This window comes from Pseudoduganella sp. R-34 (assembly GCF_049904655.1).
Lineage (GTDB): Bacteria > Pseudomonadota > Gammaproteobacteria > Burkholderiales > Burkholderiaceae_D > Rugamonas.
Map to the genome: position 1 here is coordinate 3,766,648 of NZ_CP184572.1, position 20,182 is coordinate 3,786,829.

The 20,182-nt window shown below is 64.6% G+C and carries 22 protein-coding genes; 3 read left to right on the forward strand and 19 right to left on the reverse strand.

Annotated elements, in window-relative coordinates:
• Positions 1-20 precede the first annotated feature (20 nt).
• The 17 genes from ACN9MW_RS17225 to mltG all read right to left on the reverse strand — a co-directional run bounded on the left by ACN9MW_RS17225 (position 21) and on the right by mltG (position 17,293).
• A complete protein-coding gene (locus ACN9MW_RS17225; RefSeq protein ID WP_426161663.1) occupies positions 21-611 on the reverse strand; it encodes a flavin reductase family protein in 591 nt (196 codons plus the stop codon).
• Complete coding sequence (locus ACN9MW_RS17230; RefSeq protein WP_426161664.1) at positions 595-1,473, reverse strand: SMP-30/gluconolactonase/LRE family protein; 879 nt, start codon at positions 1,471-1,473, stop codon at positions 595-597. Before ACN9MW_RS17230 ends, ACN9MW_RS17225 begins: the two co-directional genes overlap by 17 nt.
• A 2-nt stretch (positions 1,474-1,475) precedes the next feature.
• Complete coding sequence (locus ACN9MW_RS17235; RefSeq protein WP_426161665.1) at positions 1,476-2,525, reverse strand: aldose epimerase family protein; 1,050 nt, start codon at positions 2,523-2,525, stop codon at positions 1,476-1,478.
• Positions 2,522-3,139 carry a 2-dehydro-3-deoxy-6-phosphogalactonate aldolase gene (locus ACN9MW_RS17240; protein ID WP_426161666.1) on the reverse strand — a complete coding sequence of 206 codons (618 nt, stop codon included), beginning with the start codon at positions 3,137-3,139 and terminating at the stop codon, positions 2,522-2,524. The genes ACN9MW_RS17235 and ACN9MW_RS17240 overlap by 4 nt, the downstream gene beginning before the upstream one ends.
• Positions 3,139-4,041 carry a 2-dehydro-3-deoxygalactonokinase gene (locus ACN9MW_RS17245; protein ID WP_426161667.1) on the reverse strand — a complete coding sequence of 301 codons (903 nt, stop codon included), beginning with the start codon at positions 4,039-4,041 and terminating at the stop codon, positions 3,139-3,141. The genes ACN9MW_RS17240 and ACN9MW_RS17245 overlap by 1 nt, the downstream gene beginning before the upstream one ends.
• Positions 4,035-5,183 carry a galactonate dehydratase gene (dgoD, locus tag ACN9MW_RS17250; protein ID WP_426161668.1) on the reverse strand — a complete coding sequence of 383 codons (1,149 nt, stop codon included), beginning with the start codon at positions 5,181-5,183 and terminating at the stop codon, positions 4,035-4,037. The genes ACN9MW_RS17245 and dgoD overlap by 7 nt, the downstream gene beginning before the upstream one ends.
• 2 nt (positions 5,184-5,185) lie before the next feature.
• On the reverse strand, positions 5,186-8,962 hold the full coding sequence (locus ACN9MW_RS17255) for an NAD(P)-binding protein (RefSeq protein ID WP_426161669.1): 3,777 nt from the start codon (positions 8,960-8,962) through the stop codon (positions 5,186-5,188).
• Between the two features lie 7 nt (positions 8,963-8,969).
• On the reverse strand, positions 8,970-10,724 hold the full coding sequence (locus ACN9MW_RS17260; protein ID WP_426161670.1) for a glycoside hydrolase family 2 protein: 1,755 nt from the start codon (positions 10,722-10,724) through the stop codon (positions 8,970-8,972).
• A 148-nt stretch (positions 10,725-10,872) separates the two neighbouring features.
• Positions 10,873-11,070 (reverse strand): hypothetical protein, encoded by a 198-nt coding sequence (locus ACN9MW_RS17265; protein ID WP_426161671.1) that lies wholly within the window; start codon positions 11,068-11,070, stop codon positions 10,873-10,875.
• Positions 11,071-11,178: 108 nt separating this feature from the next.
• On the reverse strand, positions 11,179-12,090 hold the full coding sequence (locus ACN9MW_RS17270) for a methyltransferase domain-containing protein (protein WP_426172226.1): 912 nt from the start codon (positions 12,088-12,090) through the stop codon (positions 11,179-11,181).
• A gap of 94 nt (positions 12,091-12,184) precedes the next feature.
• Positions 12,185-12,871, reverse strand: a complete 687-nt coding sequence (locus ACN9MW_RS17275) for an ankyrin repeat domain-containing protein (RefSeq protein WP_426161672.1) — start codon at positions 12,869-12,871, stop codon at positions 12,185-12,187.
• On the reverse strand, positions 12,871-13,650 hold the full coding sequence (locus ACN9MW_RS17280) for a TatD family hydrolase (protein WP_426161673.1): 780 nt from the start codon (positions 13,648-13,650) through the stop codon (positions 12,871-12,873). Before ACN9MW_RS17280 ends, ACN9MW_RS17275 begins: the two co-directional genes overlap by 1 nt.
• Positions 13,651-13,757: 107 nt before the next feature.
• The gene (locus ACN9MW_RS17285; protein ID WP_426161674.1) at positions 13,758-14,279 is read right to left on the reverse strand and encodes a GNAT family N-acetyltransferase; all 522 of its coding nucleotides are present in this window, start codon (positions 14,277-14,279) and stop codon (positions 13,758-13,760) included.
• A gap of 3 nt (positions 14,280-14,282) precedes the next feature.
• Entirely contained in the window at positions 14,283-14,660 is a 378-nt protein-coding gene (locus ACN9MW_RS17290) for a PilZ domain-containing protein (protein ID WP_426161675.1), read from the reverse strand.
• A gap of 12 nt (positions 14,661-14,672) precedes the next feature.
• The gene (locus ACN9MW_RS17295) at positions 14,673-15,692 is read right to left on the reverse strand and encodes a DNA polymerase III subunit delta' (protein ID WP_426161676.1); all 1,020 of its coding nucleotides are present in this window, start codon (positions 15,690-15,692) and stop codon (positions 14,673-14,675) included.
• Positions 15,689-16,303, reverse strand: a complete 615-nt coding sequence (gene tmk / locus ACN9MW_RS17300; RefSeq protein WP_426161677.1) for a dTMP kinase — start codon at positions 16,301-16,303, stop codon at positions 15,689-15,691. Before tmk ends, ACN9MW_RS17295 begins: the two co-directional genes overlap by 4 nt.
• Positions 16,304-17,293 carry an endolytic transglycosylase MltG gene (gene mltG / locus ACN9MW_RS17305; RefSeq protein WP_426161678.1) on the reverse strand — a complete coding sequence of 330 codons (990 nt, stop codon included), beginning with the start codon at positions 17,291-17,293 and terminating at the stop codon, positions 16,304-16,306.
• A 144-nt stretch (positions 17,294-17,437) separates the two neighbouring features.
• Here mltG and ACN9MW_RS17310 point away from each other — a divergent pair, with 144 nt between their 5' ends.
• From ACN9MW_RS17310 to ACN9MW_RS17320, 3 genes are read left to right on the forward strand one after another with little or no spacing between them, the layout of a single operon-like run.
• Complete coding sequence (locus tag ACN9MW_RS17310; RefSeq protein ID WP_426161679.1) at positions 17,438-18,445, forward strand: YgfZ/GcvT domain-containing protein; 1,008 nt, start codon at positions 17,438-17,440, stop codon at positions 18,443-18,445.
• Positions 18,446-18,447: 2 nt separating this feature from the next.
• Positions 18,448-18,735 (forward strand): DUF4936 family protein, encoded by a 288-nt coding sequence (locus ACN9MW_RS17315; RefSeq protein ID WP_426161680.1) that lies wholly within the window; start codon positions 18,448-18,450, stop codon positions 18,733-18,735.
• The gene (locus ACN9MW_RS17320; RefSeq protein WP_426161681.1) at positions 18,726-19,484 is read left to right on the forward strand and encodes an NRDE family protein; all 759 of its coding nucleotides are present in this window, start codon (positions 18,726-18,728) and stop codon (positions 19,482-19,484) included. The genes ACN9MW_RS17315 and ACN9MW_RS17320 overlap by 10 nt, the downstream gene beginning before the upstream one ends.
• On the opposite strand, the gene ACN9MW_RS17325 is transcribed toward ACN9MW_RS17320, so the two are convergent.
• On the reverse strand, positions 19,481-19,738 hold the full coding sequence (locus tag ACN9MW_RS17325; RefSeq protein ID WP_426161682.1) for a hypothetical protein: 258 nt from the start codon (positions 19,736-19,738) through the stop codon (positions 19,481-19,483). The two genes, ACN9MW_RS17320 and ACN9MW_RS17325, sit on opposite strands and share 4 nt — an antisense overlap.
• Positions 19,739-19,747: 9 nt before the next feature.
• Positions 19,748-20,170, reverse strand: coding sequence for a GNAT family N-acetyltransferase (locus tag ACN9MW_RS17330; RefSeq protein ID WP_426161683.1), 423 nt, complete (start codon positions 20,168-20,170; stop codon positions 19,748-19,750).
• Positions 20,171-20,182 lie beyond the last annotated feature (12 nt).

Below are 20,182 nucleotides of genomic sequence, written 5' to 3' on the forward strand. Positions count from 1 at the left end.
TTGGGCGGCTCAACAAGAAATCAAGGGAGCGGTTTCGCTTTTATCATCGCACTCGCACGCGCAAAATGTCCGGCACCAAGATGGTGCAGGGTGTGCAGATCGGCATTGTCGTCACGGAACGACCAGTGCCCGTCGGAAAAGACTCTTTCATCGGCAGCGGCCGCCACCACTTGTGCGAAGCAGGTGTCGTACGCGTCTTCGGCATGGCGCTCGGGGATCAGGCGGCACTCCAGCCAGGCCACGCAGCCGGTGGCGAGCAGCGGCGCGCCGGTGGCCGTGCCAGGCCGGGAGTCAAGCCTGAAGCGGGCGAACTTGTCGCCTTCGCGGCCGCTCGACGTGCCAACGGCGTATGCCAGGTCGGCTGCCGCGGCGCCGGGGATGCAGACCGCGAACACGCCGCTGGCGGCGATCAGCTCGCGGCTGAAGGTAAGCTTGTCGATCACGACGGCAATGCGGGGCGGCGTAAATTCGACCGGCATCGACCAGGCAGCGGCCATGATGTTGCGCCGGCCCTCATGGGCGCTGGTGACGAGTACGGTCGGGCCGTGGTTGAGCAGGCGGCTGGCTTGGTTCAGGGCAACCGGCTTGAAGTGTTCAAATTGCTGAGTCATCCCCCATTCTAGCGCCGAAGCGCATTTCCGGCAGGCCGACCGCGTTGGTCACCGGCATGCCAAACACGCCGCCGGCATAGCGTTCGCTTTCCAGCAAATCCACCAGGGCACTGGTGACGAACAGCTGGTCCAGCCCGGGGCCGCCAAAGCAGGGGCAGGTCGGCTGGCTGACCGGCACCGCCACCGCGCGCTCGATGCTGCCATCGGGACGGTAGCGCACGATCCGGCCGGCGCCCCATTCGGCATTCCAGAGGAAGCCGTCGGCATCGATCGCAGAGCCATCGGGCTCGCCGCAGCCGGGCGGCAAATGGGCGAAGATGCGTTCGCCCGCCACTTGATCGCCATAATCGCAGCAGCGGATTATGCCGCTCAGGGAGTCGCAGAAATACATGGTGGCGCCATCCGGGCTGAAGCAGATGCTGTTGGCAATCGCAACCGGCGCCAGCGGCAGCGTTTCCAGCTGCAGATTGTGGCCGAGGCGGTAGAAGCGCCCGATCGGCGCCCTGCCGATCGCTTCGTTCATGGTGCCGAACACGAAACGGCCCTGGCGATCGCAACGGCCGTCGTTGAGCCGCGTGCCGGGGACGTCGCTCTCCACTTCCACGATCGTCATCACCTCGCCAGCGGCAAAGTCGAACCAGGCCAGCCGGCTTTCCAGGCCGAGCAACAAACGGCCTTCCGACGCCGCCAGCGCAAACGACGCCAGGCGCTCCGGCATCTCCCACTGCTGCGTCACCCCGGTCGCGGGCCGGTGCCGCCACAGGCGGCGCCCCAGGATATCGGTCCACAGCAGGGATTGCGTACGCTCGCACCAGACAATGCATTCGCCCAAGGCATTCTGGGCATCCACGATCAGCTCCACATTCACCTCCACCTGTCGATGACATAGCGCGTGCTTGCGCTGTAGGGGGCGCCGGGGCCGCAGAACGCATTCGGGAAGCCGGGCTGGTTCGGCGCGTCGGGGAAATGCTGCGGCTCCAGGCACAGGCCTGCATGGCGTGTGAAGTCGCGCCCCTTGCCGCCGAGCGCGCCATCGAGGTAATTCCCGCTGTAGAACTGCAAGCCAGGGCAATCGGTATAGATCTCCATCTGGCGCCCGGACGCGGGGTCAGCCAGGCAGGCCTGCGGGCCGCGCCCTCCCGCCAGCACGAAATTGTGGTCATAGCCGCGCGCCAGGGCCAGTTGCGCATCCGCCTCTGCCAGCGCGCTGCCGATCCGGCGCTTCAGGCGAAAGTCGAACGGCGTGCCGGCCACTTCCCTCACCTGCCCGCTCGGCAGCAATCCCGTGCGCACCGGCAGGTAGTGGGCAGCGTCCAGGCGCAGCTCGTGCCCGAGAATGTCGCCCTCGCCAGCGAGGTTGAAGTAGCTGTGCTGGCTGATGCTCACTGGCGTCGGCCGGTCGCACACGGCCTGGTAGTTGCAGCGCAGCTCCCCGCTTGTCGTCAGCTCGTAGGTGACCATGACCAGCAGGTTACCCGGATAGCCTTCTTCGCCGTCGCGGCTGAGGCGGCACAGGCTGATGCGCGCCGCGTCGTTGTCGCTGCTCGCGTGGCCCTGCCAGCTTTGCTTGTGGAATCCGCGCCGGCCGCCATGCAGGTGATTCTCGCCTTCATTTTGCGTCAGCTGCACCACGCGGCCATCGTGCACGTAGCGGCCGCCCGCTATGCGATTGGCGAAGCGCCCGACCACGGCCCCGAAATAGGCCGTGTCGCGTTCGTAGTCAAGCATGGTATCGAAACCCAGCACAAAATCGAGCGGTGGACGATGCCGTGCCAGCACGCGCCAGCTACGGATGATGCAACCGTAGTCAAGCACCGATAACAGCATGCCCTGCCCGTTATCGAGCGTGAATTCCATGACCGGCTCGCCGTTGGCAAGCTCCCCGAACAAGCGGCTTTCGACACAGGGCTTCATCGGGCGCGCCAGGCGGCAATCAGCTCGCGCGCCCGCGACTCGAGCTCGGGCAAGGCAATGCCCGGCTCATACAAGCGGCCGCCAATCCCGAAACCGTCGGCGCCGGCGCGCACCCATTCATGCAGGTTGCCGGCACTGACGCCGCCGACCGGCCACACCCTTGCCGATGGCGGCAGGATGGTCTTGACACTACGCAGCCCGCTCGGGCCCAGCGTCTCGGCGGGAAACCACTTGACCGCATCCGCGCCCGCCGCCAGCGCCGCCAGCGCTTCGGTCGGCGTGGCAACGCCCGGCAGGGTCAGCATGCCCAGGTCGCGCGCGCGCCGCATCACCGCCGGGTCGAAATTCGGCGCGACCATGATGCGGCCGCCGGCCGCGTGGACCGCGTCCACGTCGGCGACGCTGGTCATCGTGCCGCCGCCGACCAACCCATCGTTGGGCTTCATGCCGTCCAGCAGACGGATGCATTCCAGGGCGCCCGGGCGGTTCAGCGGCACTTCCAGGATCCGGAAACCGCTGTAGAACAGTGCTGCCGCGACTGCCGGCGCTTCCGCAGCGGTCAGTCCGCGAAGAATCGCAACCAGCGGCGGCTGGTACTCGTCGATTGCGCTCATCAGATTGCCTCCATGAAGCGAGCCAGGGCCGCGCAATAGGCTTGGTCCGGGTCAATCAACTCTGTCGCGTAGCCGAGCATTTGCGCGACCTCGCGGTACGGCGCAGTCAGCTCGGCCGAGGCGATCAGGTGCAGCACAGGCATGCTGCCGGCTGCAGCGGGCGCCTCTTCACGGCGCGCCGCGAACTCCGTGCCGATCAGCAGGCCGCTGACATAGGAACGCGTTTCGCCTGCGTTCGAATCGCCCGCCACGACGCGGGCGCGCGCTTCAAACAGAGTATGGCTCAGGGCTTCGGCGCTTTGCGCACGGTTGGCGCCGGCGCGCAAGGCATCTGCGTCGGCATGGCCCTCGGCCATCAGTGCTGCCAGGGTTCCCGATGAGCGCAGGGATGCATACAATTCGCCGGTGATGAAGGTGGTCAGGCGCGCTATCTTGCCGTCGGCAACTTCCACCCATTTGCTGTGCGTGCCCGGCAGCACGTAGCAGCCGTCGCCATGCCTGAGGAAATGCGCGCCGAAGAGCTGGGTCTCTTCGCCGCGCATGACGTCAATGCTGCCGTGCTCGCGATAACAGTAGCCCGGCACGATGAAGCAGCCTGGCGCGCCGCTGACCGGCACCAGGGTCTCGGGCAGGCGCGCCAGCGGCACGCTGCTATCGAGGTAAGCCACTTCCTGCCAGCCCTGCGCACTGCCTACCATGCCCGACATGACGACCGGCACCAGCGCGTCGAGCTCGAGCAGCTGGCGCAGCGCCTGCAATGACTCGGCAAAATGGCCCTGGGCCGCCAGGGCGCCCTGCGCGTCCTCGTGCTTGCGCAGGCAACTCCCTTCCGCGCCGATGACATAGGCGCGCCGGTTGCTCGTGCCCCAGTCAATGCCCAGCAGGCAGGCTGGCGCTACCATTCGGCCACGCTGCCATCGGCGTGCCGCCACAGCGGATTGCGCCAGTCAGGCGCTGCGCGGCTGGCCTCGATGACCCGTTCTTCATTGATGTCGACACCCAGGCCCGGCAGAGGCAAGGGGTCAATATAGCCGCCTTCCATGCGGAAGTCGCCCGCGTTGTGCACGTAGTCGAGCAGCTCTGCCCCCTTGTTGTAATGGATGCCCATGCTCTGCTCTTGCAGCACGGCGTTATACGAGACAAAGTCCACTTGCAAGCAGGCTGCCAGCGCCACCGGGCCGAGCGGGCAGTGCGGCGCCAGCGTGACGTCGTAGGCTTCCGCCATGGCGGCGATGCGCAGGCATTCGCTAATCCCGCCCGCGTGCGACAGGTCCGGCTGCAAGATCGCCAGTCCGCCCTGCTCCAGCACGCGCTTGAATTCGAAACGCGAGAACATGCGCTCGCCGGCCGCCAGCGGAATGCTGGTCATGTCGGACAGGCGGCGGTAATACTCCGACTGCTCGGCCAGCACTGGCTCTTCGACGAACAAGGGGCGGTAGGGCTCGAGCGCGCGCAGCAGCGGCTTGGCCATCGGCCAGGCCACCCGGCCGTGAAAGTCGATGCCGAACTCGATGTCGTAACCGAAGGCGGAGCGGATGCCGGCAATGCGCTCGACGGCCGCGTCCACCGCCGTGGCGCAGTCGAGCATGGCCATTTCCTCGGTACCGTTCATCTTGAAGGTATTCAGGCCGATATCGCGCAAGGTCTGGATGCCCGCCACCACATCGGCCGGCCGGTCGCCGCCCACCCAGCTGTAGATCTTCATGCGCTCGCGCACCTTGCCGCCAAGCAGCTGGTACACCGGCACCCCCAGCGCCTTGCCCTTGATGTCCCACAAAGCCTGGTCGATGCCGGCAATGGCGCTCATGAAGACCGCACCGCCGCGATAGAAGCCGCCGCGGTACATGGCTTGCCACAGGTCGCTGATCTGCGCCGGATCGCGCCCGACCAGCAGCTCGCCCAGCTCGTGCACCGCCGCTTCCACGGTGCGCGCACGGCCTTCGATCACCGGTTCGCCCCAGCCGCTGATGCCCTCGTCGGTCTCGATCTTGAGGAACATCCAGCGTGGCGGCACACGATAAGTGCTGAGTTGCGTGATCTTCATGGTCAGGACGCCTTCGGTGCAGCCCGGCTGCGAAGGCGCGCCACCTGCTCGGCCGCGCGCTTGCCGGCCAGGAAAGCATGGTCGGAGTTGTAGTACTCCCATTCGCTGTAGCGGCCGGCCAGCAGGATGTCATGCTGCGCCAGCCATTCCCGCACGATGGCGACGTTGCGCGCACGCTGGTGGTCGTAGACGACATAAGCCACCGGCATGTCGACCTGGTTCGCCACCACCACCTTGTCGTCCGCACGCAGGAAGCCGACCTTGACCGCATCGGCAATGCAGCGCTCGATCAAGGCGTCGCCATCAAGCGGCAGCGGTTTCCATGGCGAATAAGAGATTTCGCAGGTAAAGCCGAAGCCGCCCGGCGCATTGCATTCAGGACTGGCGTTGCCTTGAACGAAGATGCGATGGAAGATGCTGTCTTCGGGGTAGTAGATCCAGTGCTTGTCCGTCACATCGCTGCGCGCGATGCCGATATTGACGCAGCGGATCGAGATATGGCGCAAGCCGTGCGCCGCTTCGCGCACTTCCGCCGGCGCCGCTGCGCCGATCAGCTTGACCAGTTCCGGCAGCGGCATGGTGCTGATCAGGTTGCCGTACTTGAATCGCCGGCCATCAGCCAGCGTCACGACGTGCTCCTCGGGCAGCACCTGCGCCACTTCCGCATTCACTTCGATTTTGCCGCGGATCAGGGGCAGGAAGCCATTCATCAGGGCCTGGAAGCCGCCGCGGCGCGGATAGCCGAAGCGGGCATTCGGCCCCATCGGGCGCGGCACCGGGCGCAAGGCGCCTTCGATAATCTCGGACAGGTCCGGCAGGGGCACGCGGCCGCCAAGCCAGGAGGTTTCCATTTCGCTTAATGGCACCGTCCACAATTTGCGGTTATAGGGAATTGCAAAGTGCTTCGCAATGCCTTTGCCCCATGCCTTGTAGATAAAGTCTTCAAAACTCTCGGTCTGGGCTGCGCGCGCTTCCTGGCTGGCTTTGGCCGCCTCGGCGCCGCCGTCGGCGCAGCAGTCCTCCACTTCCACGCTGGAGCAAGCCTGGCCGCTGCCGGCATCGCCATAACGCGCATCGATGGCGCCCACGATGCACTCCTTGATCACTTCCGGCGGCAGGCCATACAGCGCGCCCTGGAAGGGATAGCGGGTATACACGCCCTTGCTGTGGACCCAGGCTTCGCGCATCTGCCAATGCTGGTTGTCGCCCAGCAGCTTGTCGTACAGTTCGAGCACGTAGGGATCGTTGGAAAACATGATATGGCCGGCATGGTCGAAGGTGAAGCCGCCCTCCTCGATCGAGCGGCACCAGCCGCCCACCGTCTCGTTTCGCTCCAGCAGCAGGTTGTCCGCGCCCACGTGGTAGGCGGCGGACAGGCCGGTCGGTCCGCCCCCGATCACAATGCTGCCGAACGACTGGCCGCTGGCCGAGCCGCGCAGCGGGTTGACGTTGGGCGCCGCGCTGGCGCCGGCCAGCTTGCGCGGGGCGCCTTTGCCGGCCAGGCGCGCCGCCTTGCCGCCTGGCGGTGTCTGGTCGATCAGTTCGTGCATGCGGTCAGCCGTTGCATCCCACGAGGTGCGCGCCACCACCTCGCGCATGGCCGCCGCCATCGCCGCCGCTTGCTCAGGTGCCTGGGCCAGCGCCGCCTCGCAATGGCAGATGAACTCGTTGTGGTCATGAGCGATTGCCACGATGTCCCCATACGGCTGTTCCACGTCGCGGATGGCAGTGCTGACAATGGGAAGTTCCGCGGCCATGTACTCCAGTACCTTGGTCGGGCTGATGAAGCGCGTCGCTTCGTTTAGCGCAAACGGCAGCAGGCAGACGTCCCAGCCCGCCAGGAACTGCGGCAGGGCCTTGTACGATTGCTGTCCCAGGTAGTGCACGTTCTGGCGCTGCGGCAAGGTGGCCGGGTCGATCTTGACCACCGGGCCCACCAGCACGACCTGCCAGTCCGAATGCGCATCGGCGATGTCGGCAATCAGTTCGGCATCGAAGCGTTCGTCAATCACGCCGAAAAAGCCCAGGCGCGGACGCGGGATGGCCGTGTGCAGCGGGTGGCCGTTGCTGCGGTCCAGCGCCTGCTCGAAATGCACCGCATCGACGCTGCTTGGGAAGCAATGCGCATTGTCGTGGCGCGAGCGCTTGGCTTCGTACAGGCTGGGCCCGCCGGTAAATACCAGGTCGGCAATGTTCAGCAAGGCCGTCTCGCGCTGCAGCAATTGCTTGGGCGGGTTCCGGAAGGCGCTCAGTTCGTCCATGCAGTCATAGATGACCAGGGAGGGATGCAGGGCTTGCAGCAAAGGCAGCGCCATCGGGGTGTAGAACCAGACCAGCACTTCCTCGCCGTCCGGCGCCAGGGCCGCCACCAGCGGCTGCAGCAGCGGGATCTGGTCGTCGTGGAAACCGCGCGCGTCGACCGGTGTGTGGGGCTGGCAGACCGTCAGGTTCGGTGCGGGATGGGACATGACCATGCGTGCCTCCCCTTCCTCATACACCGGCTCCTCGACGAACACCACCTTGTAGTACTTGGCCAGGCGGGTGAGCAGGTGCTGAGGACGCTGGTATACGAAATCCCAGCGCAGGTGGCAGAAAACAATCAACGTTTGCATGGCATTCTCCTTGGTTTCACACAGGCTGTCGGTCAGCCGGATCGATTGGCGCAATGCGGTGGCGTACGGTGCGACGAGGACGCGGGCCAGCGGATCGGGCCCGTCGCGGTCCAGGTCCCACAGCCCGCTGTGGTGCCAGTGCTCGGCGTTTTCCCAGTCGGGCCGGTCGATGGCGGGGTACAGGCAGATGCCGCATACCTCGGCGCCGCGTTCGCGCGCCATCATGCTTTGCTCCGCCATTTCCCTGATCCAGGTGCCGCGGCCGCTGCCGACATGGCTGGTCTCCGCCAGCAGCACCGGCCGGCCGTAGCGCTGGTGTAGTTCGACCAGGATGTCGGACAGGGGCCGGCGGCGCGGGTCGTCCAGGTGCCACCACAGCCGCATATTGGTGCCGCTTTCCCACTGGTTGCTGTGGTAATAGTTGCCGCCCACCAGGTCCAGGTAGCGCGGGTGCCCGCCAAGCTCCGGTTCGACGCGGCCGCACAGCATGTCCAGCGCCTCGTATTGCGAAGCGGTCCAGCCGGCGGCCTGCGCCGCCCAGTCGGGACGGTCCTTGGGCGCGATGACGTTGATCAGCGGGTCGCACTGGAAAAAGCGCGCCCCCGGCGTGATCTCGCGAATGGCGTCGATGGCGGCGATGGAAGCGCGCACCAGCTGGCGCTTGCCCAGTTCACCGGCCCGCTCGTGGTACATGTTCAGGCAGCGGAACATATGCACCGACAGGCCCCAGGCCGTGAAGGACAGCTCGTTCATCGGCGAGTACACCGGCTCTTCGCCCAGCCAGGGCGCCAGGAAGCGCGCGCTGGCCTGGCAAAAACGCACGAAACGCGGCACGAAGTCGTCGCTGTAGATGTCGACGTCTTCCGGCCAGCCGTAGTGGCAGAAGGTCCAGCAGCTTTGCAGCCCCAGCGCGCGTGCGGCTTCCAGGCGCGGCAGCAGCGGCGAGAAATCGAACTGGCCGTCGCGCTCGACCAGCCGCCAGCCGATCGATTCGCGCACCGTACGGATGCCGAACCGGGCCAGCAGCTCATAGTCGGCGCGGGCGCGCTGCAAATGGCCGGTGACCAGGTTCATGTCCTGCGGCTGGCCGGCATGGTTGACGTGGTCGGCGCCCTCATAGCCGGCTTGCCAGAAGGTGGCGAAGGGATGGCAGGCGGGGGTCGTCACGGCGCACCTATTGCACGTTGCGCGTCGCGGCGCTGATCAGCTCGAGGGGAATCTTGGGCGTGCGGTCGGCGTTCAGCAGGCCGTTCGTTTCCTGGAAGGTGTCGGCGAACTGGGTATAGCAGAAGCCACTGAACATCATGGTTTCGTTGACGACCTTCAGCAAGGAACGGTAGTGCTCGAGGAAGCCCTCGGCCGTGTTCTGGCGCGAATAGCCCCAGGTATGGTGGGCCGGTGCGTTCGGGTCGAAGGCGATGCCGCCGAACTCGGTCAGCACGATCGGCTGGCCGCGGTGCGGGAAGCCGTCCAGCGTGAGGATGCGCCCGCCCGGGCGGCGCTGGTCGAACAGGGTGCGCACCGGATCGGTCACTTCATAGCGCTGGCGCACGCGCTCCGGGTCGGGATCGTAATCGTGGATGCCGAGGATGTCGGTGGCCGAAGCCTCCCAGCCGTCATTGCCGATCACGGGCCGGGTCTGGTCCAGCATGCGCGTCAGGTGGTAGAGCGCTTCGACTGCGTTGCGGTGCGATTGCACGGCGGTCAGGTTGGGCACGCCCCAGGATTCGTTGAACGGCACCCAGACGATCAGGCTGGGGTGGCTGTAGTCACGCTCGATCGCCTCGCTCCATTCATGCAGCAGGCGCGTCATGGCGCGCGCCGAAAAGGCGTAGGCCGACGGCATCTCTTCCCAGACCAGCAGGCCAAGGCGGTCGGCCCAGTACAGGTAACGCGGGTCCTCGATCTTCTGGTGCTTGCGCACGCCGTTGAAGCCCATCGCCTTCGCCAGCTCGACATCGCGCCGCAAAGCCTCGTCGGAAGGTGCGGTCATCAGGCTTTGCAGCCAGTAGCCCTGGTCAAGCACCAGGCGCAGGTGGTAGGGCCGGCCGTTCAGCATGAAGCGGTCGCGGTTGATCGACACCGAACGCATGGCGGTATAGGAGCGCACGCGGTCCAGTATCTGGCCATCGCGGTACAGGGTCAGCTCGGCGTCCAGCAAGGTGGGCCGCTCGGGGCTCCACAGGATCTCGTTGCGCGAATCGTCGATGCCTGGGTCCGACAAGGCGATCTTGCGGTTGGCCTCCTGGCCCACCATCAAATACCGGTCCGCGGCCAGCAGCTTCGCGCCGAGCCAGACCTTGACTTCTACCGTCAGGCCGGGCGCGGCGTCGCCGCCGGCCAGCACTTCGCAGCCGAGTTCATAGCCGTCGAAGATCGGTGTCCAGCGCAGCCTGCGGATATAGGTGGCCCCGACGTTTTCCAGCCATACGGTTTGCCAGATGCCGGTGGTGCGCGGGTACCAGATCGAATGCGGCTCGAGCTGCCAGTCCTGCTTGCCGCGCGGCTTGTTCAAGTCGGCAGGATCGTCTTCCACGAACAGCACCAGGGTCTGCTCGCCCTCCACCAGTTCGTCGGTGATGTCAGCCGTGAAGGAAGTGTGCCCGCCTTCGTGCTCGGCCACCATGTGGTTGTTGATCCACACGCGCGCCTGGTAGTCGACGGCACCAAAATGCAGCAGCGTGCGGGCGCCGCGCTGTTCGACCTTGAAACGGCAGCGGTACCAGCAAGCGTTATGGAAACCGGTGTCGCCGATCCCGCTCAGTTCCGACTCCGGCGCAAACGGCACATTGATGCGGCGCGACCAGGGAATATCGTCCGAAGGCAGGCAATACCTGTGTTCGTCGTCGAACTCGAACTCCCACTCGCCATTGAGCGACTGCCATTGATCGCGCACCAGTTGCGGCCGCGGATATTCGAATTGCCCCATTGTCTGCCCCGCCCATCGTTGTCATTCGATGGGCCATCGTAGCAGCGCGATTGCCACAGTGCGCTTACGATACGGGCCGGAAAAATTTCCGCCGGCTTCGCATAAAACCTTTAGATACTGGCGGTATGCAAAATGCCGCGCCAGGCGGTTAGCGCGGCGAACCACCCAGCACGCGCGCCGGCAGCATGACGATGGCGCGCAGCAGTTCGAACACCGCTTCGACACCGATGCCAAGCAAGCGGAACGGCAGCAACAGCAGCCAGACGATGGGATACAGGGCCAGGGCAAGCAAGGCCAGTGGCCAGCACAGGAACAGCAACAACAGCCATAAGATGAAGCCGAACATTCCAGCACCTCCGATTGAAGTTGAGGCAACTGTAAAGCGGACGTCCGGCCCGGACAACGGACATGCGACCAAATGCAGATTAGGCCGACAGAGAGCGAAAAAGCGGGGTCAAGCTGCAAAGGCCGGCAAGGCGGCCGTGGTGCGCAGGGCGACCGCGCGCATGGTCGCTTGCAGGGACTGGATCTGGCCGCCGGCACGGTAGGCAAAGCTGACTTGCACGGCCTCGCCGGCCCGCAGCTGGACCGGCTCGGCCAGCGGCAAGGTCATGTAGTGGTTCAGCCAGTCGATGGTGCTGTTGCGTTCGGACACGACAGCCAGGATGTTCTTGGTGATGAAACGCAGCGCGTTGAGCTGGCCGTCCCTTTCGGCGATGAACTGGCCTTCCCAGCGATACAGCATTTCGTTGGGCTGGGTGAAATCGATCAGTGCATAGACCTGGGGCTGGGACAGTTCCACCGTGGCATTCTGGATCTGGCCCGGCTGCTGGAACTGCACGATCGGGGCGATGAAACCGTCGAAATCGTATTCCTGCTGGACCGGCTGGACCGCCATCAGCACCGCCTCCGGCATGAACACAGGCAGAGGGCCGCCAAAGCGCTCCAGGTAGCGCTGCTTGAAATGCTCGATGACCTCGACCTGCTTTTCGCGCAACATGGCGACGTGGATCATTTCGCAGATGACGACATCGACCGGCTCCGGCGGCAGGTATTCGAAGGCATCGGCATGCACCACTTCGACGCGCTCGCCATTGTTGTTCATTGCCAGGAACTTGCGCGCTTCCTGCACCATGTCCGGGTTAAATTCAACACAATACACCTTGTCGGCCTTCTGCGCCGCGAAAAAGGACAGCACGCCGGTGCCGCCGCCCAGTTCCAGCACCTTCATGCCCGGCTTGACCACGTAATCGATGGCGGCCTTGAAGTTGTGCATGCGGTTGGCATCCATCAGCATATTGTGATGGTAGTGCAGCGGGATGAACTGGCCGAGGTAGCAGCTTTCGATTTCGCGTTCGTTCAGCATGGCAGTGGCGCGGGCGCGCGGTGGGTTGTCGACAACAGGATTGTCGCCCCAAGCACGCCTGGCCATTTGCACGATATGAAAGGGAAATACCGCCTTATTTGCCGCCGAGGTGCTGGCGGATTTGCCCGGCGATCCACGGTTTTTGCGCGCGAATGGCAAATTCGGCGGCATTTTCGCGCCAGGCACGGTCTTTCAGGCGGGCGTCGGCGCCCTCATCGAGCAGGAGCTTGACCGCATCTTCCTGTCCTTCGCGGGCGGCCAGCATCAGGGGCGTGGTGCCAGTCGGCGACGCGGCGTCGATGTAGGCGTGGCGCTCGAGCAGCAGCTTCATGATGTCGAGGTCGCCGGACGCGGCGGCGTAATGCAGGGCCGTCCAGCCGGGGCGGTTGACCTGCGCACCGCGCTCCAGGATGGCGAGCACGGCGGGCTTGTTCTTTTGCAAAGCTGCCATCATCAAGGCCGTATTGCCGTTCGGCGACTGTTCATCGATTCTCAAGCCAGGCTGCGCGAGCAGCAGCCTGGCAACGCGCATTGCGTCGTTGCGCATCGCAATGATGAGACCGGTCTCTCCGCGCTGCGGGTCGTGCAGGTTGGGATCGAGGCCGCGCGCCAGTACGGCCTTGACGGTGCGGTCGTCGTCGATCTGGACAGCGCGGAAGAACGCGACCTGCTCGGCTTCGGCGTCGAACGCCTCTCCGGCCGCGTTCGCGCTTGCCAGCCCGGCGAGCAGCGCCGAGGCAGCTCCGGCCAGGAAGGCGAGCGCGGCGCGGCGGCTCATCATCAGGCTGCCGCCTTGAACAAGTCGAAGAAGTTGGCGGAAGTCTGCTCGGCGACCTTTTCCAGCGGGATGCCTTTGAGCTTGGCAATGAATTCGGCAACGTGGGCCACATAGCCCGGCTCATTCATCTTGCCGCGGTACGGTACAGGCGCCAGGTAGGGCGAATCGGTTTCGATCAGCATCCGTTCCAGCGGCACTTCCAGCGCCACTGCCTGCAGCTCCTTGGCGCTTTTGAAGGTCACGATGCCCGAGAAGGAAATATAGAAGCCTTGCTCCATCGACGCGCGCGCTACCTCCAGCGATTCGGTAAAGCAATGCATGACACCTGCCACGCCGCCCTGACCGGTGCCGGCGCCCTCTTCGCGCATGATCCGAATGGTGTCTTCCGAGGCGGAACGGGTGTGAATGATCAATGGTTTGCGCGACTCGCGCGAGGCGCGGATATGGGTCCGGAAACGCTCGCGCTGCCATTCCAGGTCGCCTTCCAGGCGGTAGTAGTCAAGGCCGGTTTCGCCGATGGCGACGATCTTCGGATGCCGAGCCAGGTCGACCAGCTGTGCAACCGTCGGTTCAGGCGTGTCTTCGTAATCGGGATGCACCCCGACCGAGGCGTAAATATGCGGATACTGCTCGGCCAGCGCCAGCACGCGCGGGAAGTCCGGCAAGTCGACCGACACGCAGAGCGCGTGGCTGACCTTGTTTTCCGCCATCTTGGCGAGAATTTCAGGCATCCGGGCAGCCAGCTCCGGGAAGTCGATATGGCAGTGGGAATCGATAAACATCCCGGCATTTTATCCGATGCCGCTTGCTTTGCGCAGGAGCCGGAGCTTTTCCGGAAGCCGCCTGCCCAAGGTGAGTACCAACCGGAGCAAGCCGCAGCAAAGTAGCCCTAGACGACGCGCTTGCCCAGGATGACCAGGTCGCGCTCGACGCCGTCCAGGTTGGCGACGCGCGGCAGCGTGGCCCAGGTCTCGAAGCCGAATTTCTCGAACAGCGCCAGCGATGGCTTGTTGTGGCCGAAGATGAAGCCGAGCACGGTATGCACGTTTACCTGCGGCGCGAAATCAATCGCTTCCTGCAGCGCATAGCGCCCGACGCCCTTTCCGCGCCACGCCTGGTCGATATAGATCGATACTTCCGCCGTGCCCGCATAGGCGGGACGGCCATAGAAGTTCGAATAGGAAATCCAGCCAATGATGCCCTCGCGCCCCGCCTCCTCGATCACCCACAGCGGCCGGCGGCCGGGCTCGTGTTCGTGGAACCACGGCAGACGCGATTCAAGCGACACGGGCTCGGTATCGGCTGTCACTTCGCGGGAGGCGACGGTGCTGTTGTAGATCGCGACAATCGTCGGCAGGTCGTCGAGTGTGGCGAGGCGGTGGCGGAAATGTGGGTGGCGCAACTTCGTCATGCGTTAAAGCGTGTGGGTGGCACGGGACGAGCGCAGCGCAGCGCCCAGGATTTCTTCGATGCGCAGGCGGGTACGGGTGCCGGTCTCGTCGTCCGGAAAATGCACGCCGATGCCCTGCGTCTTGTTATTGGCCGCGCCGGGCGGCGTGATCCAGACGACCTTGCCGGCGATCGCGTACTTGGCAGGATCGTCCATCAAGGTCAGCAGCAAATAGATCTCGTCGCCAATCTTGTATGGCTTTTGGGTTGGCACGAACATGCCCCCATGCTTCAGGAAAGGCATATAGGCCGCATACAGGGCCGCTTTTTCCTTGATTGCGAGGGACAACACCGTTGGCCGGTTGACGGCCGCGGCACCTGGTTCGGTTGGGCTTGCGCTCATTTTTTCCTTTCTTCAGCTACAGCAAGCAGTGTAGTCAAGAAGCATATCTTCAATAAACAGTTTCGGCGACAGCGGATGGTCGGACGTCGCGCGCCTTTCGTTGGCGCCCTTGACCGCTGCCATCAGGCGGCTGATGTTCACCTTGTCCGCCAGTCCGGCCAGCTCGCGCTGGTAACGGGGATAATAACGGATGTTACCTGCAAGTTTGTACGAAAACAGATCGTAAAGCCAGCGCTGTTGCCACGATACCAAGGCGCTGAGTGGTACTTTCTGCAATTTGTCGGCAGTTTTCAGGGCTCCCTCCACGCTCGGACGGGCCAGGTACTGCAGTAAAGCGTCCAATTCTTCGCGGTTGCCGGTTTCAGAGGCAGCTACGGCGGCCAGCGGCGAACCGCCCTGCTCGCGCAGCCAGCTGTCGGCATCGGGCACGCCCTGCTCCTTGAGCCAGGCCAGCGCTTCGGCATGGGAAGGCATCGGCATGGCAAACTTGCGGCAGCGCGACAGGATGGTCGGCAGCACGCGGTCCAGGCCGTTGGATGACAGCAGGAACACCGTGCCTGGCGGCGGCTCTTCCAGCGTTTTCAGCAAGGCATTCGAGGCCGGCATGTTCAGCGCTTCGGCCGGATAGAGCACCACCACGCGCAAACCCTGGCGGTGGGTCGAGATGTTCATGAAATCGGCCAGGGCGCGGATCTGCTCGATCTTGATCTCTTTGGAAGGCGCCTTCTTGGCGGCCTTCTTGTCTTCGCCCTCTTCGCCCTCGCCCGGCTCGTCTTCGAAGATTTCCGGCCGCACGCGGCGATAGTCCGGGTGGCTGTGCTGCTGGAACCAGCCGCAGCTTGGACACTCGCCGCAAGCGTGGCCGTCCGGGCGCGCGTTTTCGCACAGCAGCGCCTGGGCGAACTGCTCGATGAAGTCGGCCTTGCCGATGCCGTTGGCGCCGTGGAACAGGATGGCATGCGGCATGCGCTGGCGCAGCTGCTGCAGCTGTTGCCAGGCGCCCTGCTGCCATGGGTAGACCTGGCCGCTCAAGCAAGCGCTCCCACGATGCGGGCGAGCTCGGCCTGGATATCGGCAATGCTGCGGGTGGAATCGATGACGCGGAAGCGCTGCGGCGCCTCGGCGGCGCGGCGCAGGTACTCGGCGCGGGTAGCCATGAAGAAATCGGCTTGCTCGCGCTCGAAACGGTCCAGTTCGCGCGTCGCATCGAGGCGGGCGCGCGCCACATCCAGCGGCACGTCGAACAGGATGGTCAGGTCCGGTTCCAGGTTGGGGTGCACCCAGTGCGCCAGGATGTCCAGTTTTTCCCGGCTCAGGCCACGGCCGCCGCCCTGGTAGGCAAAGCTGGCGTCGGTAAAGCGGTCGGAAATGACCCAGGCGCCGCGCGCCAGGCCCGGTTCGATCACTTGTGCCACGTGTTCGCGGCGGCTGGCAAATACCAGCAGGGTTTCAGTCTCGACGTGCATGGTTTCGTGCAGCCACAATTCGCGCAGCTTCTCGCCCAGCGGCGTGCCGCCCGGTTCGCGCGAACTGACCAGCTCGAGGCCGCGTGCCTTGACCAGCTCGCCAACGAACTGGATATGGGTCGACTTGCCTGCGCCGTCAATGCCTTCGAAAGTGATGAATTTACCGCGTGTTGTCATTTATTGTTTTTGGTACTGGTTGACCGCCCGGTTATGATCGGTCAGGTTATCGGAGAACTGGCTGGTGCCATTGCCGCGCGCCACGAAGTACAGTGCGCCGGATTTGGCCGGTGCCAGCGCAGCCGTCAGCGAAGCCACGCCCGGCAGCGAAATCGGGGTCGGCGGCAAGCCGACCCGCATATAGGTATTGTAGGGGGTGTCGGTTTCCAGGTCCTTCTTGCGGATATTGCCGTCAAACCTGGGGCCGATGCCGTAAATGACGGTCGGGTCGGTTTGCAGCAGCATGCCCAGCTTGAGGCGGTTCACGAACACGGCGGCAATCATATTGCGTTCGGACTTCTGGCCGGTTTCCTTTTCCACGATGGACGCCATGGTCAGCGCCTCGTAGGGCGTTTTGTAGGGCAGGCCGGGATCGCGTTTCTCCCAGGCTTCGCCCAGGCGCTTCATCAGCATGCTGTGCGACTGGCGGAAAATGGCCAGTTCGCTGGAATTCTTGGCGAACAGATAAGTATCAGGGAAGAACAGGCCTTCCGGATCCTTGAATTCGGGGTTGACGCGCGCCATCAGCTCGCGGTCGCTAAGCTCGGCGGTATCGTGCTTTAAGCCGGTATGCGCGGCAATGGCCTGGCGCATCTGGCGGAAGGTCCAGCCTTCAATGATGGTCAGGGACTCTTGGGCAAACTCGCCGCGCACCAGCTGGCCGATCAGGCGCATCGGCGTCGTGCCAGGTTTGAGCTCGTACGTGCCAGCCTTTAGTTGCCCGCTCTTGCCGGTCACGCGCGCCAGCAGGTTGAACATCAGCGGCTGGATCGGCACGCCGGCAGCGGCCATCTGCTGGCCGGCGGCGCTGGCCCCGCTGCCTTTGCTGATGGTGAACTCAATGGCAGGCTCCTGGCCAATGACAGGCTGGCCCGCCCACCAGGCAAACCCGCCCACGGCCCCGGCCGCGGCCAGGATACCCAGTGTGATCGACTTCTTGATAAACGCCATTTCCAAATGCCCGTTCGATAATCCAATCTTGAACCAGTTTCAGCCTGGACGACAGCGTTTTCCAAGCCCCCGGCGGAATTTGCGCGGGATCACTATAATGAAGGCCGTAATGATAATGCTTTCATCGCCAGAATATGGGAATTTATGAATAACTGGAATCAACTTTTGACACAGGAACAAGAAACACTGAGCACGAGCCAGCTCGCGACCGGTTTTGTTGCCCCGCTCACCGACCAGGGCCTGATCGCCTTCACCGGCGAAGAATCGGCCAGTTTCCTGCATAAGCAGTTGACCAACGACGTCGAACACCTGGGCCTGGGCGAGGTGCGCCTGGCCGGTTATTGCTCGCCGAAGGGACGCATGCTGGCGTCCTTCCTGATGTGGAAGACCGAAGAATCGATCTTCCTGCAACTGCCGCGCGCAATCCAGCCGGCGGTGCAGAAGCGTTTGCAAATGTTTATCCTGCGCAGCAAGACCAAGCCGGCCGATGTCACCGACCAGTACGTGACGCTGGCCATTGGCGGCGACGATGCGGAGGCTGTGCTGCAGACCTGGTTCGACGTGCTGCCGGCCAAGCCGTTCAGCAAGATCGGCCACCCGCTGGGCACGGTACTGCGCGTGGCCGATGCCTTCGGCGCGCCGCGCTACCTGTGGCTGGCGTCGCCGGAAGCGGCGTCGACCGCCGCTTCCGTGCTGAAGGACCGTTTGGTGGTGGGCGGCAACGAGGCTTGGCGCCTGTCTGAAATCCATGCGGGCGTGCCACAGGTTGGCCCGGGCACCCAGGAGCAGTTCGTGCCGCAGATGGTCAATTTCGAGTTGCTGGGCGGTGTGAACTTCAAGAAAGGTTGCTATCCGGGCCAGGAAATCGTGGCGCGCAGCCAGTACCTGGGCAAGCTGAAGCGCCGCACCGCGCTCGCTTCCATCGCCGATGCATCGGTGGCCCCGGGCGCCGAGGTATTCTCGCCGGCCGATCCGGAGCAGCCCTGCGGCATGGTGGTCAACACGGCGCGCAACGGCGCAGGCGGCGTCGATGCCCTGGTGGAGATGAAGCTGGAAGCGCTGGAAGCGGGCGACGTGCGCTTCGGCTCGGCCAGCGGGCCGGCTTTGCAGTTCAAGCCCCTGCCCTACCTGCTGGACAAGCTCGACGTCTGAACATGGACCTCTACGTGTATTACAAGGTGCAGGCCGCACAGGCGGCTGGCCTGCAGGCGGCGGTTATCGCCATGCAGTCGTCGCTGTCGGCGGCGCATGGGGTGGGCGCGCAGCTCAAGCGGCGCCCGGAAGCACCCGGCGGCGTGCAGACCTGGATGGAGGTTTATCCGGGCGCCGGCAACGCATTCCTTGTCGTGCTCGACGCAGCGGCGGCGCAAGCCGGGCTGGCGCGCTGGATCGCAGGGCCGCGCCACGTCGAAGTATTCGAGGATATGCCGCCATGTGCCTGATCGTATTTGCCTGGCAGGTGGTGCCTGGCGTGCCCCTCATCGCGGCGGCAAACCGCGACGAATTCTACGACCGCGATACGACGCCGGCGGCACCGTGGCCGGATGCGCCGCACATCTATGCCGGCCGCGACCTCAAGGCCGGCGGCAGCTGGATGGGGATCACGCGGCCAGGCGACCCGGCTGGCGCAGCCGCTGCCGGCCCCTCGCGCTTTGCGGCGATCACCAATGTGCGCAATCCGCAGGAACACAACCCGCTGGCGCCATCGCGCGGCCAACTGGTGGCCGATTTCCTGGCCGGCGGGATGACAGCGCAGGAATACGTGGCGCAGGTGGCGCCGGGCGCGGGCGAATACAACGGTTTCAACCTTGTCCTGTGCGATGGCAAGGAACTGGTCTGGTATTCGAACAAGGGAAATGACGACCCACGGAACGGCAGGCCGCTGGAGCCGGGCATCTATGGCCTGTCGAACGCCCTGCTCGACTCGGCATGGCCGAAAGTACTGAAGACCAAGGCGCAATTCGCCAGCCTGCTGTGCCTTGGCGCGCCGGAAGACGCCTATTTCGAGATGCTCTCCGACACCACCCGGGCGCCGGACATGCGCTTGCCGGAAACCGGGGTGCCGCTGGAGCTGGAACGGCTGCTGTCAGCCGTGAAGATCGAGTCGCCGAACTACGGCACGCGCAGTTCCACCGTGGTCAAGCTGTACGCGGACGCCCCGGCACAACTGCACGAAGTCCAGATCCGTTAAGGAAGCTGCTCCCGCACACAGGATGGCTTTTCCTTGCCCTGGCGGGAGCAGGAAATCAAGGTACGGGTCCCGGTGTCGATGGCATAGAAATGGGTCGGTCCGTTGGCCGTGGCGGGAGCTGCAGCGGCGGCCGGCCATTGCACGCCTGCGCCGCCAACCTGGGCTTGCGCCACCTGGATCGGGCTGATGGAACCGGCGAGGAAGCCCGCGCCAAACACTGCGCAGACACCGAGCGCGATGATCGAACGTTTCATTTTCAACTCCTAGAATTCGTAGTGCATTTCGATGTGGGGAATGCCCGCTTCGTGGAAGACATCACCTGCCATGGCGAAGCCGTGGGCCAGGTAAAACTCCGCCGCGTGGGTCTGGGCGCTGAGGACAACCCTGGTGTCGCCGCGCTCGCGGGCCTTTTCCATCAAGCCCTTGAGGATGGCGCCGCCCACTCCCGCACCGCGCGCGCTGCGCAGCACAGCCATGCGGCCGATATGGCCATCAGGCAGCAGGCGCCCAGTCCCGAGCGCCTTGCCGGCCGCATCATAGGCCACGGCGTGCAGGCACACGGCATCCCTGTCGTCCATTTCCAGGTCGGCAGGCACGTTCTGTTCCCGCACGAAGACTTCGATGCGGATCGGTGTCGCGTCGGCCTGCATGGCGGCCCAATCGCCAAAGCGGAGTGTTGTCGTCATGCCGCGCATTCT